Source organism: Clostridium sp. (assembly GCF_051656525.1).
Classification (GTDB): Bacteria; Bacillota; Clostridia; order Clostridiales; family Clostridiaceae; genus Clostridium.
The window spans coordinates 1-15,366 of sequence record NZ_JBOGCC010000107.1; the positions used below are offsets into that span (position 1 = coordinate 1).

The following is a 15,366-nucleotide window of genomic DNA, read 5'->3' on the forward strand; positions in this document are numbered from 1 at the left end:
CCCATAACTAAAGAAATTTTGTTGTAATTTTATTAATATTGTATCCATGTCCAATAAATCACATGACAATAATTGAGTAAGTAAGTCCCTTGCTAAAGATATGGTGATAGATCGACCACTGACTTCCATTTTAACTTCCGTACAATTTTAGTATAATATTAACCAATGGCTCATATTAATTTATTTGTTTAAATATTTTTCAGCTTCATCTTTAGTTTTAAAACTTTTGTATTTAGCTCCTGAAAATCCATTAACTAACTTCTTACATTGTTCCCAAGATGTAACAATCTTATTGTTTTTCCTTCCAACCTTCACAGCATAATACTTACTAATAGTAGCTACCTTTTTTGTTGTACCTTTTTTAGCGGAACTTTCCTTTTTCTTAACCTCGGTATAAGAATTTGTAGATTCACATTCAACATTATAACCTTCTTTCTTTAACACTGATAAAATAGAATTAGATAATTTTTCTAGCTTGCCAAAAACATATTCAATTCTATATAATCTTATATTATGATTTAAACAGAATTGATTTTTAATTAAATCATGCTCCATAGTATTTTGAGACCATTCACTATTAAAATGCTGCCCACCATCTATTTCAATAATAAATTCATCTAGGTTAGGTTTCTTTATATAAAAGTCAAATCTGAGCTTTCTATTTCCTAATCCTTTTAAGTTAGAATAGGTCTTTTCTTTTTCATATGAAATATTATTACTTGTAAGGATGTTTATAGCTACCTGTTCTCCGAATGATTGACCTGTCATGCAATTTCTGCATATAGGATTTTTAACTACTTGACTTCTTTTAGCATAAAAAATATTATTACATTTACTACATAGCCATACTTTTTTTCTATACTTATTATGAATTTGAGTTAATCCAGATTCTTTTATTTTTTCTTCATTTCTTTTAAATCTTTTTAACTGATTAGCTTTTTTCTTAGCTTTACTTTTACCCATAACATATCTCCTTTTTAAGTTAAATAATCTATTTTATAATCAATAGCCCTAAAGTAAAATCCTGAGCTTGTAAATGGACATAGTTTTCCCTAGGCATAATTAAGCTGGAAAAACTATAAACCAACGTAAAATCCTTGAGATGCTCCCACATTCTTAGGGTTAGGTTTATAACATCATGTTCATACAAGTCTTTCTACTAGCACACAACCCACTAGCTGCTATCTAACTTGCTCCTGCACTCATACCCCATCACAGATACAGTACTCTAGCCACACTTGGGGTTTTTATGTGATGAACTCCCCACAGCTGTTGCCCGTCAAACCTGATTTATATATTTATAGAGGACTTATCAGCTTTTACCCTCTGAGGACTTCAAATGAATGATGTGCCACTTGATTTACCCTATGACTTTTACGTGGTCATAACTCCTTTTACGTTTAAAGTGTACGGTTTCACTACCCCCATAAAATGTTTTTGACCTGCAATTTAGTAATTGTGGTTTCTACTAACTTAGGTTATGTAGGGCTTCTAGTTTATAAAACTAGCAAAGTTACTATTTATTACATTAAAAAAGACTATCCTATCGAAACTCCTGTCTTGCCACTATGTATTTTATCACGTTCCATGTTGTGTTAACACTTGTCTAATTATCAGGGTTAGAATCAATCCCTACATTGGCTCAAGCCTACCTATGTTATTCAGCTAATATTAATTATCAAAGGTAATATCAATCCTTACTAAGCATAAAGCCCGTTAGCTCAGTTCTACTTGGGCTATCAGTGTATTTTATCTTATTTTATCTTATTTTATGTCATATTCAAAATTTTATACTATTTATTTTTATTTGTCAACATTTGTTTTATTATATTTATTTTTACACAAAAAAAGAAACCTAAGTAAAATATTCACTTAGGTTTTAGATTCCATATTTAATTTTATATAATCTGTACAATTCAAAAGCTTGAACCTTAACTTCATTTTCCTTTAACCATATTTCTAATGATGCGCAAGTCCATCTACTATAAGGGAAGTTATATGATTTTTCTTCCTCTTTCATTTGATGCATTAGTCCACTTCTGTATATATCAGTACCACTTAATACAAAATGAGGATCTTCTTCAGTAAGTCCGATATTTAAATATTCTGATAATTTTTTAAGTCTTCTTTGTATACCATTAATTTTCATTGCATCCATACCATCATTATTTTTACTGTATGGTTTAGGTTTTAATACATATTCATTGCACTCATTTAACTTATAGTCTCCTGTTGTAGTACCCTCTGTCTCTTCTGTCATATATTTATAGTATGTCATACCCCAAACAGGGTCTATTGTCTCTCTAGTAACTTCTAATAGGTAGTCATCCATCTCTATTATTTTACCACTTGGAGTTGTAATTATCTTATTATCTAAATCTACGTCAGCTACTTTTAATTCTAATAAGTCTTTATATCCTTTTCCAAGTATTCCACTAAACATTGCATATACAATAAATTTATCTTGAGCATTTATAAATAGGTCACATATGTCTTGTATTTCTTCTTTAGTATAGTATCTTATCTTTTTGTCTTTTAATATTTCTGTTGTATTAAAGTCTGTCATAGATAATTTTGTATCATTATTTAACCAGTTAAGAATATAGTTTACTGCATCTACTCTTGTTTTCATAGCTCCGTATGACCTATTAGCAATGGTTGAGACACCACTTTGACACATAGATATTAATTCTTCTCTAGAAGCATTTTTTACTGATTTTTTTGTTACTATTTCCCACTTAGTTAACTTCTTGTATACACCTTCCATTACAGCTATTCTATTCTCTGTGCATCCATTGCTCATTGCGTATTGCTCAAAAGACCTCTTATTATTTATTAACATTTTACATCGCCTCCGCTTTTATTTTTTATTATAGTATATATATTCTGTCAACTGACTTAAAAGTCCTTTTTTATTTTTAAATTTTTTAATTTTATTTTACCTTATACTTATATTATATCCAAATGAGGGTCATTGTAAACTAAATTGGGGTAAAAAAATAGAGGAAAAATTTGATAATTCTCCTCTAGGTGATTAATTATAGTGTCGTTGGTAGTAAATCATATGCTTCTACACTCTTTAGTATAGTGTCCAATCTAAGTATATTTGAGTCTGCTCGTGCTACATATTCAGGTAGCTCTTTCTTATTATTAGACCATTTTCCTGTTGCTAGGCCATACCCTATCTTAGATATTGGTGAGTTTTTATGTATACTCTTAGATAGTTTCTTCTTATTATTATTAATTCTTGCATGGAAATCTATATAATCTAATGACAATGCTCCTTCTTGAACGAAGTCTCCTTTTCGTTGATTGCATTCTTCACACAACATTTGCAGATTCTTTGTATCCCAGGCTATTTTCCACTTCTCTTTATCTCTTCTTATTATACCCCTACCACCAAAACTATTCAATGATGTTATATGATCTATTGTAAGGTTCTTACCTTCTCTACCACACCATGCACATTTACACTTACCTTTTTTATCTTTCTTACTATTTCTAAATTTCTTTTTAATATCTGATTCTTTACCTTTTAGTTTTATTTCACCATATGTCATACATACATCTATTGGTTTTTCTATGTATATATTACCTTGATTATCTTTTAGTGTCATTTCTCCTGTTTTAGCTGATACTACTTCTACTTCCTTTATTTGTCCCTTTTTAATTATGTACATAATCAACATCTCCTTAGTTTTTTATTTACTTTTATTCTACACCCTTATTAATTGTTTGTCAACTCTATGATAATGTTTTCTAAGGTTGTTTTGTTTATTTATCTTAATTAGATACTATCATATATAATATTATATTGTCAACCAATTTTATGATTTTATTATATATGATAAAAAGACTAGAATTTAATCTAGTCTAATGTTTCTATTGAACTCTACTATTGACAAAATTGATTAGTGAACTCATGTGATGATTCATTATTCTTCCGACCATTAATGATGTATATTGTACATACACTTTCTTAGTGTTTGTAGTTGGTCTAGTAAGTGCGTGACCTTCGCCAGCTACAAATTTCATGTATTGATCATTTGGTTGGAAAGTTCTCTTTTTCTCTTTGCCTATTTTTTTATATACTCCTAGTTCCTTATGCTCAAACCATTCATGCAATAGTGTTGTAGTTAAATCAGGAACATTTACTTTTAATAGGTTAACTACTTGTGTTGCATTTAGCATAGCATTTTCACCTTTTAGTGCTTTGAATTGTACTATATCTTTATATCTTTTTAAGTCTACTGCATCACTAGTTCCATTCAATATTTTTAAAGATAATTCCTCCTCTTCTGTTAAGCGTATTTGTGGCTCTTTTATTTTTTGCTCCAATGTATTTATGTACTCTATTGTTTTGTATCTAACTAATGTACTTTCACTATTTAACATTTGTAGCATACCATCTCTATTAAGAGAAAAACATGGTCTGCTCTCACCCTTTTTATCTGTGTATTCAACGGAAGAAATATTTCCCCCGTTGTCTAAGCCAAGCAATTCCAATGCATCGAGTTCTTTTCTTATCTTCTTCATAAAATCCCTATGTTCCAAAACTTTTCTGTTTCCTTCTAAATCTCTAAAATTATTTATTAATTCCACTAATTCTATACTTGTTATTCTTACCTCTTGTCCTTCTTGTTTTACCATTAAATTATTCATATTCAATCTCCTTCATTTATCTTATGTATTTTATATTTGTAGACAATAGTTGACAAATAATTACTACCATCTCTATAAAATACAATATCATGCAATTAATTGTATGTCAACTATAATTTTAAAAATAAATAAAAAAATAACCCTAACTGTATCTATTCACAGTCAGAGTTAAGATTGATATAACTATTTGGTTTTCTTCCTACTAATCCTTTTTTATTACATTGACACCTTGCTCCACGATTGAAGAATCTGGCAGCTGATGTTCTAAATGGTTTTCTATCACAACTTTTATGTCTTACTACAAAGTTAGAACCACTAACGAATGATACTACTTCATATGTTCCGTATGTTTCCTCGGATACTCTTCTTCTTATATCTTCTTCTAGTAAACGTGGCCTACCTGTTATACTCCTTCCAGTTTCTTTATCATGACATGATTGGCATTTATCCTTCCCCCTACTTGAAAATGTGGATGCTCTTGTAAGTCTTTTAGCTGCTCCACATTTATGAATTGCTACTAGTGGACTATGTGTTCCTGTATATTCTTGTATTGTCCATTCTCCTGCTCCATATATTCCATCTATCTTCTCTTGATATTGTTCTCTTGTCATTGCTCTAGACATTATTAAAAACCCCTTTATCTATATTAGTTTATTATTTAGAATATGCTATCAAATACATCTGCAACTCTTTGAGCTGACTCGTTTGTTTGATGCACATATATTTTTTCTGTAATTGCTACTGTACTATGACCTAGCCATTTACTAACATCCATGATATCTACACCCTTTTTTATTTGAAGTGTAGCCCCTGTGTGTCTTAGTGAATGTGGTGTTATCTTCTTAACTCCTGCGGTATTAGCTATTCCAACTACTACTCTTCTTATTTGATCTGTACTAAGTCTATAACCATCTTTACTTTTTTGTCTACTAAGGAATAATGCTTCTTCTTTTTTACTGTTCTTTTGTATTCCTCTTAGCTTAATATAACTCTCTAACATAGGTAATTTACTCTTAGGTACATACACAACTCTTTTCTTACCTCTCTTACCTACTACAGCCATTTTACCAGTTTCTAAATCTATATCATCTACTGATATATTACTTAACTCTTCTATTCTAAGTCCTGTTCCTAAAAACATTGTGATGATTAACTCATCTCTATATCCATTGTAGCTACCTGCATCGGCAGCTATCTTCTTTGCTGTATTTATTAGCCTAATTACTTCCTGTTCATCTAGTATAGGTCTTTCGTATAACTCATCTGTCTTAACTACACCTATTGTTTGTGGTACATTTACTGATACTAATTTCATACCCATTAGATAAGTATAAAACTTTCTTAGTGTTGCTATTCTCTGGTTAACAGTAGATGCTGATAGCTTTCTTTCATTGGATAATATATTCACCCACTTCATAAAGTCTTCAGATGTTAACTTCTTATATTCTTTTAAATCTGGCTCTCTTCCTTCAAATACATCATCTATAAAGTTTACCAAGTTCTTCCTGTAAGACTCTATTGTCTTCTTATTTCTTCTTTCACCTTCTAAGTGGAATAAAAAACTTTCCATAATCATAGGTAACATATAACACCATCTCCTTTTTATTATTTACTGTGTTGACTTAATATAATACTATCATATATAATATTATATTGTCAACTAGTTTTTAAACTTTTATTTTTGATTTTATACAACTATCTTTCAGTATTGTAACAATCCTCACACATCTCGTCGTGACTATAACCTTCCATAAAATCTATTGGTTTACCACATTTTACACAGTCCCAATCTTTATTATTAATACAACATTCACCCATCCCATGTATTATAGTATTCGCCTTCTTTCCGCATAAACATTCTTTCATAATTTTACCCTCCTAAATTAAATTTAAAAATTACTCATTTATTGATTTAACCTTATGTTTAATTATCCAGTTATAGATATCTCTATCATCATATTTCCCTTCTGCTACACTCAGTCCCAAATCTATTAAATCTTTCTGAGTATAGTTTAATTCAATATCATTTAGAGAAGATAATACATCTAGAACAATAACACCAATACGTTTATTACCATCTATAAAACCATGATTAGATATTAAACTGTGTGTAGTTGCTGCTATCTTATTCTCAACACTATCATATAGATCAATACCTCCGAATGTAGTTTTATGCCTATCCAACGCACTTTTTATAAGGTTTATGTCTCGAACTCCATCGCTTCCACCTGATACTTTTATTATTTTAGAATGTAGTTTAAGTAACTCATCTTTTGTTAAGGTTATCATTATTTGGCCAACTCCTTTAATGCTTCGATGTTTTTGTTTATAGATTGGTTAACTACCTCATCTATATTTTTTTCTTTTTTCATGGATACACATTCTGCAAAATTATATATTTCTCTTTGTTCCTCTTCTGTCAAGTAATTACAAATGTTAACTATCTTTTCTGCGTAAGTCATATTACTACCTCCATTTTATATTTTTAATAATCTGTGATTCTATTACTATCTTACTTTTGTTATCTTATACTCTTTTGCTACATTTGATACAGCTTCTTTTGCCTTCTTGATTGAACTCTTTACCCATGTTTTAGTTCCATCTTTTAGAGTTCTCCAATGTCCTCTGCTGAACCATGATTCAGTTTTTCTATCATATTGTCTAGTTTCAACATCTCTTGATATATATCCAACTGAGTTATCATCCAATATATATCTCTTCTTATATATATACGTCTTGGATTGTTTTTTACCCTTCTTTTTACTTGGTATCATGTTTAATTTAGATATTGATTTAACTGTATCAATCTTATCTGATTGTAAGAAAGAAATCGTTCCAAGTGCCAGGCTTATATTTCTCATGATTACTAGTGTAAACTCTTCGTTTTCTCCAAAGGATTCTTCTAGCTGCTTATTATCTGCTTTAAATGAAATATCCTTAAAAGCATCTGAATAGTTTTCATAATCATCTAAATCAAATTCAATATCATTGAAAGTTACTTGAAGAGTCCAAGTCCCTGATTCTTGTAGAGTGATTATATTATCATCTATATTCACATCAATCGTACAACGACTATTAAACATACCTTCTCTTACAGATGCTAAAAACTCATCCTTCTCTTTCTTTGTCATATTGCCACCTGTGATCTTCTCAAACTTTTCAAAGTTCTCTTCTAATTTTTCGTCGGTCATTCTATCTGTTGTTATTGATGGCAATACCATAGTAAAATCATTAAAAGGTACATGTTTTAAATCTACTATCGCATGGCCACCTAAGTTCATTAAATCTGTGAATGATTGTGTTGTTAACTCTATTCTTGTTTCTTGTTTTTTCATTATCATCATCTCCTGTATTCTTATTATTATCTTAATTACATATTATCATACTTATTATTTAAATGTCAACTATTATTTTTACTTTATTATATTTAATAATAAAGCCCATATATAATGAGCTTATATTATCATCTACAATAGAGAATCTAGTATCTTATTTACTATGTTAACACCTTCTGTTGTATCATCTAGTATATTATCTTTTGTATATAATTCTTCTAAGTATCCTACTACATATATATTGTGTATCTTATTAGTTACTATGTCTATTAGCTCATCAGATGCTTTTGAGTTGTAGAATTTATTAGCAAATATTCCAGATACCACTACACCTATATAATATTTATAATCATGTATAACCTCTTGAGTCTCTACAGTATCATTTATAACAGTTTGAACATCTTCATTGACTATTATATCATCATCCACAGCGATTTCGTTTATGCAGTCTCCTATGACTTCATTATTATCATCTAATACTGTATTCTCTTCAAGGTAGTCAACTTTAGCTATCATCTCTTCACTATCTTTTGATTTAACAACATCATATGACATATATATCTTTTCATTCTTTAATGTTACATATGTTGTATGTTTATTGTATGAGTTATCTAAATATTCAACTTCAACTACTAACCCTACCTCTATTAATGAACCATCATTTAAATATTTTAGCTGCACCATACCATGATTAGTTTTGATATCATTTACACCGTTTTCTTTTGATATTGGGTTAACATTATAGATATCTGTTCTCTTGATTGTACCTTCGAAATCATCATCCTTAAAGTTAACTATTGTTACTGTTCCGGCCTCTACTGGTTTATCTGCTCTAAGATCTACTTCATTCTTAATCAATTGTGTTGCCATCTTAATATCTATTGTACCAGTGCTTTCAACTACTTCACTTATAGCAGATATTGCTTTTCCTATCTTTCTTGATAAATCTGTTCTTCTCATATTCTACCATCCTTTATATATAATTTTATTATTATCAACTATCATATAATTATTACTTAGACTATTATACATATATGTTAACATAGCGTCATCATGTGATATGTCTGTCTCTACTCCATTAACCATCTTTTTTACTATCATCTCCACGAGTGAAGAATTGTCATCATACGTCTCTATGCTTTTATATGTCCCTGTGTTAGTATCAATTATAAATTCATATCTACATACACCAAACAATCTTGTTTTATTGTGTATTATTAACTCACTAGTATTATTGTCGTTTACCTTCATTTGTATTCACCCTTTATATTTATTTATAGTATAATACTATCACCTTCATTCAGATGAGTCAACTATATTATCTTTCTTGACTATTCTTTTTAATTGCTCTTATCTGCTTCCTTACTTCTGTTAATCTATTAGATAGTATTTCTGCCATCTCTTGCAGCTCACACTCGTTCATGATATTTAATTCACCATCAATCAGATTAGAAAGTTGCTTTTGATAAGCGTTTCTATTACTTGAATAGTCTTTATTTTCTTGTCTCCACTTACTAGCTATATCATTATACTTATCTTTATTATCATTTCTAAAGTTTCTACATCTCTTCCTATTACAATCTTTACATAAAGAGTTTAATATTCTCTTAGACTTATTATTCCATGAGAAGTATCTATTTAGCTCATCTTTTGTTCCTGTGTGTTCTGCTCCACATTTAGTACATATCTTAGTTTTTACTATCATTTATATCAACTCCTTGTATATATAATACTATCATCATTTGATTTATTTGTCAACCACTTTATTAATCTTTTTTTACATATAAATATATTCTATCATCTCATATATAATAAGATGATAGAATTGAGGTATTTAATTAATAATATCATTTATAGCATCAGTTTTCAAGTTCTTTAATATAGGATATACATTATCATTCATATATCTATCAACTTTATCATCCCATGTGTCGGTATGAATAATATCTTCATATGTTTTAAACTCTTCAGGATGTTTTTTAATGTATTTTACATCGAATTCATACAACAAATTGGAGTACTCAACACTGTTTTTATGGGATAAAATGTTACTTTCATTCAGTAGGTCATATACGTTATTATATTCACCATCAATTGAATATTCTATTTTGTCATCATTTAAAACGTCTGTAACTATAGATATAATGTCATCTCTTGTACTATCATTTATAGGATTATCTAACAGTTGTTTATACTCTTCTATTGATACATGATATCCACCATCAAAGTAAACTTTAGTTTGCAGCTTATTAACTATACTATAAATTGTGTTAATAACTATTACTGATAAATCATTATCATCTACATTCAAATTATGTTCTTTTAGCTCATTAAATATACATATTTCAAATATATCTTTAAATTTACTATCACCTATACGACCGTATAAGCTACTAGAAAAACTATGATTCATAATTCCATTCATGTAGTGATAACATAAGCTTAAACTATCTATGTTATAACTTCTTACCTTCTTGAATGACATATCTAGTGCGTTCACTATGATTTCTAATTTAACTTTGTCATGTAAGTTTAGAAACCTAGATAGCTTGTTTTTATCTTCATTTATGCAGCTATCACTATCTATTGGTGTATCGTCTTTGTTATCATCTTTGTTTTTACCCCATCCAAGAATTATAATATTTTTACACATAAGGTTATTCATATACTCTAGATTCTTTTGGTTAGTTCCTGCGTACCAAAAAGTACTATCATCTTGTATTTGTGCCTGTTTTTCATTGCTTATTGTGCCTACATATTTTTCAAATAATAGTATAAATTCTTCTTTATTTAACTTATATCTTTCATGCATATATTTTTCAGTCAATTCATTTACTTTAGTTGTATAAACACTATCATCTGTATCAACATTGGTAGATTCTAATATATTATTATCATTATCACTATCATTCTTATCACCGTATAGCATAATTAGTTTACTATCATTTATAAGATCATTTACTGTATCGTATATTGATTCTACTTTATCTTTTTGATTGTATTCTCTATCATTTATAAGATCATTTACATCAACTTTATTAACATAATTACCATTATATAAATCTGAATTCATGCCTTGACCTGTATAATGTATATAACTTTGCAAAGTGCCATCTTTTCTAGTAAAGAAACCACAACTATATATAGTCCAACCAAACTTATCTCTTTTACACTCTCTTACAAACTCTAACACAGCTTTTTTAGTTATCTTCATTTTACATCATCTCCTTTAATTTTTAATTTACTATCATTCATATTATTTTAGTATCATTTATACACGAAGTATAGGATTATATCCCATACTTCATAAAGTGTATAAAACTTTGTTCTTCATTCTCAAGTCCTGCCTCTTGGTTCATTAAGTCATAAACCTCTTGACCATATTCAGATATTAGACTTTCTCTATATACTACATATCTATTGTAATCATCTTCTGTATACTTTGTAGTACTATTTATTATATCCTCATCATCTATATAAACATCACCATCAAGATCTGAATTTTCTCCATGTTCTATTTCGTCATAAGTTTCTTTATCTATTTCTATTATACTGTTATCATCTTCTATAATAACATTACCAGTCAAATCTTTATTCTCATCATCTTCACTAGATAACCAGTTTTCTGCTTTAATTGACACACCTTTGTTACTAGTATCTATTTTAACATCATTCTTAATTTTACTATCATTAACATATGTATCAACTACATCAATTATATTATCTTCTATTGATTCTGTTACCACCTCTTCAAGTTCTGTACTATCATTAATTGTTGATTCTGTTTTAACCTCAGATATTACAGTTGGTACTGTTAGTATTTCTACATCATTCTTGCTATCAATCATACTATTAACCGTTAAAGTTAACCCAACTATACAAGCTACTTTTGCTACTTCCTTTGCTGCCTTAACTACCATCATCTTTACATTTTTCATTTTAAATTACCACCTTGTTTTATAATTTATTTGAGTTTAAAAACTCTATAGATAATACTTACTAATAAGTATCATCTAAGAATCTTTAAATACTATAATCTAAGCCAATCTATACTTAACATCGTGATTGCGTTGTAACGTGATACTTTTTTTACTATCAAGTGAATAATGCTTAACTATAATAATACAACTATCTCTTACAATTCTTATTTCCTTATTCATTTTTACCATCTCCTATATATTTATTTTACCCTCATCCTTAAAATATACTTTTATTTATAAAATTGTTGATATCCTCTATTTAATAGTCTCATCTCTAAAATTTCGACTCTACTTTCCGACAATTCTATATTTGCCCCTTCTACCAAGTCTTTTAATAAAAACCAATCAATGCCCGTATAGTTAGCTAACTTGGTTAAGTCAAGCTTATCACCTTCATTTTTTAATACATTTTTTATAAACTGAGTTCTTTTATCTGTATTCATACTATACAACATTTTAAACCTCCTATGAAAGTTGAATTTTAATTTTACCATCATGTAATTTTATTATCATTCTTATTTTGTGAAGCCTTTGAGCTTGCCGTCCCTTATGATAAAAGCAAGCCCCTTCTTATGTAATTGTATTACCTCATCTAGTGTAATGCTGTTTATGTCTTTGACCATGTCGTTATGTCATCCCTTCTGTTAGTTAAATAAATTTTCTAGCTTATTGCTTAAGTTGTAAGTTTGTAATAAACTATAACCCTTTGAGTATGTTCTATAAGCTTTTTCTTTGTAAAGGTGGTTTATATTATTACCTTCTTTATCCTCTATTATTATCTTATAAAGTGGATTCCCGTTAACGTCGTTATTAACTCTATACACTATAAAGAATATTTCACCATCTATATTGTATATTGTTTCCTTATTATCTGCATACACTCTATCGAAATTAGCTTCCTTTATATTCATGTGTTTAACTGTATTTAATGCCATCATAATTTTATACCATCCTTTTTATAATTTGTATTTTTAGTATCATCTATAAGGGATTTTAAGGATAATCCCTTGAACCTATCATCTATATTAGTTTAAATTTTTTAACTCTTCTATTAACTCATCCATGTCACAAGCGCATATATCTGTTATATGTTCTCCGTTTTCGTGACTAACTTCTACTATATCTGAGAATATACTTATATAACAATCGAACCCGTCAACTTCAATAATCTTGTTTGATTCTAATAATAACTCATAGAACTTGTTATCATCGTTAAACTCTAATATTACCGATTCCGTGTAGTTGCTTCTAACGTCTCCATATCTGTGTACTTTAAATTCTACATAGTAAGTGTCAGTTTGTAAGTTTTGGTATATTTTAAAGTCGAAATCATTAGTTACAGGAGAACCCCAATTATAAGAGTTATTGCATTTAATTTCTTTTAAGTCTCCTCTATCGTATAATTCTTCGATTGCTTTAGTAGCTTCCATATCTGTATAAACTGAGCCTTCGAAATCGCATTCTTCACAACCTTCACCGTCACAATCTGAACACATTACAGATATTTCTATTGTCTCTACTTCGCTAGATTCTAAGTTTTCTAGTACGTCGATTATGTCGATTTCTAAGGCTTCAACTTCTGATTTTAATACTTGAGATTGACCAAATATTTTTACTGTTGCCCCTCTTAATTCTACTATTTCGTTTCTTATTGCTTTTATTGTATTTTCCATTTTTAATTACCACCTTTTTATTTTTATATTTTTGTTTGCTTTTATTATTGCTTCTCTATCGCTGAGACTTTACTCTTTTATTGTGGTCTACTCTAACAACTATTTAGCATTCAGTGAAGCCAATGTTGTAGGTGACACAATTTGTAGAGTATTAATCTTTACTTTAGATTAGCAAGTTTTAAGCCCACTTCAAAAGTTCCAAATTGATTTTAGAGCTTTTGAAAAAGGTTTAAAACTCTTAATGTCTACATGAACCGCCTCTAACATTCTATTCCGATTTCCACGGAAAACTTGTGTCAATGTTAGCGAGTTCTATTTAGTTTTCAAGGTCGGTATAGTCAATCCTTTAGACCTACACTTTTTTAAGTTTAGTGTGAACTTGTTACCGTAATTTAATTGTAGCTCAGTGGTTTTTAATTGTCAACCACTTTTTTTATTTCTTTTTAAAACTTTTTAAAACTTGGTATATTCTATTATATAGAGTGAGTTATACGGGTCATACTCTATTACCCCGTTAAGCCCAGTCGGTCAATACCATCGCACCGCCTTGACTTAATTTAATTGTAATTGATGTAATTTTATTTGTCAACTACTTTTTAAACTTTTTCAGGAATTTTTTTGCTTACCGTGAGAGTACCGTGTCTTCCATGGTGGACGGCTCACCCCTTAGTTAAGGACTAAATACCTCATCGCTCACTCGATGACCTGATTAAGTTGTTAAGTACATTGTAGCAAACTATTAATTTAATGTCAACTACTTTTTTGATTATTTTTTTTAAGTTGTTTTTTTCTGTTGTTGTCTTGCTTAATTACATTGTATAAAATATTGAAATAAAAGTCAACAATTATTTTTAAATATTTTGGATGAAAAATTAACTTCCTTATATACACGAAAAAATACTTTTAAAAAAGCTAGTCAAAAGATGATATTACAAACTTAAATCTTATTGTTATTGTATGTGATGTGATGGTAAATATTGCAATGTGATATGTAGTGATGTGATGTTTGTGTGATAAATATTAATAATTCTAATTCTAAATTATATCTTCTAAAGTTGAGTTGAGTTACTTCAATATACCTATAAGCTTAAAACACTGTAATCTCTTGACTAATCAAAGAAGCTTCAATCAAATATATTCCTAATCTTAAAAAGTCCTCAAATTGGCTTAAACTGTGTTATATCAATATATACAAATATGAGTGCAACATAATATTATAATTATGTTGCACTCACTATACTCTATAAAGTATAGGGGGATAGTTTCATTGAAGTTCGCCCTTTTTCGACACGATTCGTGGGTTAGTTATCAAAATAACACACCATTCCTACCACCCAATTTTGCCCTTTTGAACTCTCCAATTTGCCCTTTTGAAATCTCATTTTTCTAAATTCAACCCTTTTGGAGTAAAAACCGACTATCGTAATGTCTGTCGTATCAACGTGTTCAGGTACTTAGATATATCAAGAAATACCAATGCAATATCAATATCCATTTTTATAAAATTGCATGAAAAACAACCTATCGTGATTCTATCGCCAATAAGCAAGAAAATGTAGTGTTATATTCATAAATTGCAAAAGGAGGCTAAAATTAAAAAACTCCCTATATGGTCTTATTCGTATTAAAAGACCTGTAGGAAGTTTAGATATAGCCGATAGACTATTTATATTATAAAATTGTTAAAACTAGCTTAGAATCGCCCTCATGGATTCA

General features: G+C 29.1%; 18 protein-coding genes. All 18 read right to left on the reverse strand.

Going from position 1 to position 15,366, the window contains the following annotated elements:
• Positions 1 to 180 precede the first annotated feature (180 nt).
• The 18 genes from ACRDDY_RS04685 to ACRDDY_RS04770 all read right to left on the reverse strand — a co-directional run bounded on the left by ACRDDY_RS04685 (position 181) and on the right by ACRDDY_RS04770 (position 13,650).
• Positions 181 to 963 (reverse strand): ribonuclease H1 domain-containing protein, encoded by a 783-nt coding sequence (locus ACRDDY_RS04685; protein ID WP_438563811.1) that lies wholly within the window; start codon positions 961 to 963, stop codon positions 181 to 183.
• Between the two features lie 916 nt (positions 964 to 1,879).
• The gene (locus ACRDDY_RS04690; RefSeq protein ID WP_438563812.1) at positions 1,880 to 2,842 is read right to left on the reverse strand and encodes a hypothetical protein; all 963 of its coding nucleotides are present in this window, start codon (positions 2,840 to 2,842) and stop codon (positions 1,880 to 1,882) included.
• A 196-nt stretch (positions 2,843 to 3,038) separates the two neighbouring features.
• Positions 3,039 to 3,680 carry an HNH endonuclease gene (locus tag ACRDDY_RS04695; protein WP_438563813.1) on the reverse strand — a complete coding sequence of 214 codons (642 nt, stop codon included), beginning with the start codon at positions 3,678 to 3,680 and terminating at the stop codon, positions 3,039 to 3,041.
• Positions 3,681 to 3,882: 202 nt separating this feature from the next.
• Positions 3,883 to 4,662, reverse strand: a complete 780-nt coding sequence (locus ACRDDY_RS04700; RefSeq protein WP_438563814.1) for a hypothetical protein — start codon at positions 4,660 to 4,662, stop codon at positions 3,883 to 3,885.
• A gap of 152 nt (positions 4,663 to 4,814) precedes the next feature.
• Entirely contained in the window at positions 4,815 to 5,285 is a 471-nt protein-coding gene (locus ACRDDY_RS04705; protein ID WP_438563815.1) for a hypothetical protein, read from the reverse strand.
• 35 nt (positions 5,286 to 5,320) lie between these two features.
• A complete protein-coding gene (locus tag ACRDDY_RS04710; RefSeq protein ID WP_438563816.1) occupies positions 5,321 to 6,247 on the reverse strand; it encodes a tyrosine-type recombinase/integrase in 927 nt (308 codons plus the stop codon).
• Positions 6,248 to 6,357: 110 nt separating this feature from the next.
• Entirely contained in the window at positions 6,358 to 6,528 is a 171-nt protein-coding gene (locus tag ACRDDY_RS04715) for a hypothetical protein (protein WP_438563817.1), read from the reverse strand.
• Positions 6,529 to 6,558: 30 nt separating this feature from the next.
• Positions 6,559 to 6,951 carry a type II toxin-antitoxin system death-on-curing family toxin gene (locus tag ACRDDY_RS04720; protein ID WP_438563818.1) on the reverse strand — a complete coding sequence of 131 codons (393 nt, stop codon included), beginning with the start codon at positions 6,949 to 6,951 and terminating at the stop codon, positions 6,559 to 6,561.
• Positions 6,951 to 7,124 (reverse strand): hypothetical protein, encoded by a 174-nt coding sequence (locus ACRDDY_RS04725; protein ID WP_438563819.1) that lies wholly within the window; start codon positions 7,122 to 7,124, stop codon positions 6,951 to 6,953. The genes ACRDDY_RS04720 and ACRDDY_RS04725 overlap by 1 nt, the downstream gene beginning before the upstream one ends.
• A gap of 45 nt (positions 7,125 to 7,169) precedes the next feature.
• Positions 7,170 to 7,997 (reverse strand): hypothetical protein, encoded by an 828-nt coding sequence (locus ACRDDY_RS04730; protein WP_438563820.1) that lies wholly within the window; start codon positions 7,995 to 7,997, stop codon positions 7,170 to 7,172.
• A gap of 132 nt (positions 7,998 to 8,129) precedes the next feature.
• The gene (locus tag ACRDDY_RS04735; RefSeq protein ID WP_438563821.1) at positions 8,130 to 8,957 is read right to left on the reverse strand and encodes a hypothetical protein; all 828 of its coding nucleotides are present in this window, start codon (positions 8,955 to 8,957) and stop codon (positions 8,130 to 8,132) included.
• Positions 8,958 to 8,960: 3 nt separating this feature from the next.
• Entirely contained in the window at positions 8,961 to 9,248 is a 288-nt protein-coding gene (locus ACRDDY_RS04740; RefSeq protein ID WP_438563822.1) for a hypothetical protein, read from the reverse strand.
• Between the two features lie 67 nt (positions 9,249 to 9,315).
• A complete protein-coding gene (locus ACRDDY_RS04745) occupies positions 9,316 to 9,702 on the reverse strand; it encodes a hypothetical protein (protein WP_438563823.1) in 387 nt (128 codons plus the stop codon).
• Positions 9,703 to 9,831: 129 nt separating this feature from the next.
• The gene (locus ACRDDY_RS04750) at positions 9,832 to 11,211 is read right to left on the reverse strand and encodes a hypothetical protein (protein ID WP_438563824.1); all 1,380 of its coding nucleotides are present in this window, start codon (positions 11,209 to 11,211) and stop codon (positions 9,832 to 9,834) included.
• A gap of 76 nt (positions 11,212 to 11,287) precedes the next feature.
• Entirely contained in the window at positions 11,288 to 11,935 is a 648-nt protein-coding gene (locus ACRDDY_RS04755; RefSeq protein WP_438563825.1) for a hypothetical protein, read from the reverse strand.
• Positions 11,936 to 12,207: 272 nt separating this feature from the next.
• A complete protein-coding gene (locus ACRDDY_RS04760) occupies positions 12,208 to 12,432 on the reverse strand; it encodes a hypothetical protein (protein WP_438563826.1) in 225 nt (74 codons plus the stop codon).
• Between the two features lie 189 nt (positions 12,433 to 12,621).
• On the reverse strand, positions 12,622 to 12,915 hold the full coding sequence (locus tag ACRDDY_RS04765) for a hypothetical protein (protein ID WP_438563827.1): 294 nt from the start codon (positions 12,913 to 12,915) through the stop codon (positions 12,622 to 12,624).
• 87 nt (positions 12,916 to 13,002) lie between these two features.
• A complete protein-coding gene (locus ACRDDY_RS04770; RefSeq protein WP_438563828.1) occupies positions 13,003 to 13,650 on the reverse strand; it encodes a hypothetical protein in 648 nt (215 codons plus the stop codon).
• Between the last annotated feature and the right edge of the window lie 1,716 nt (positions 13,651 to 15,366).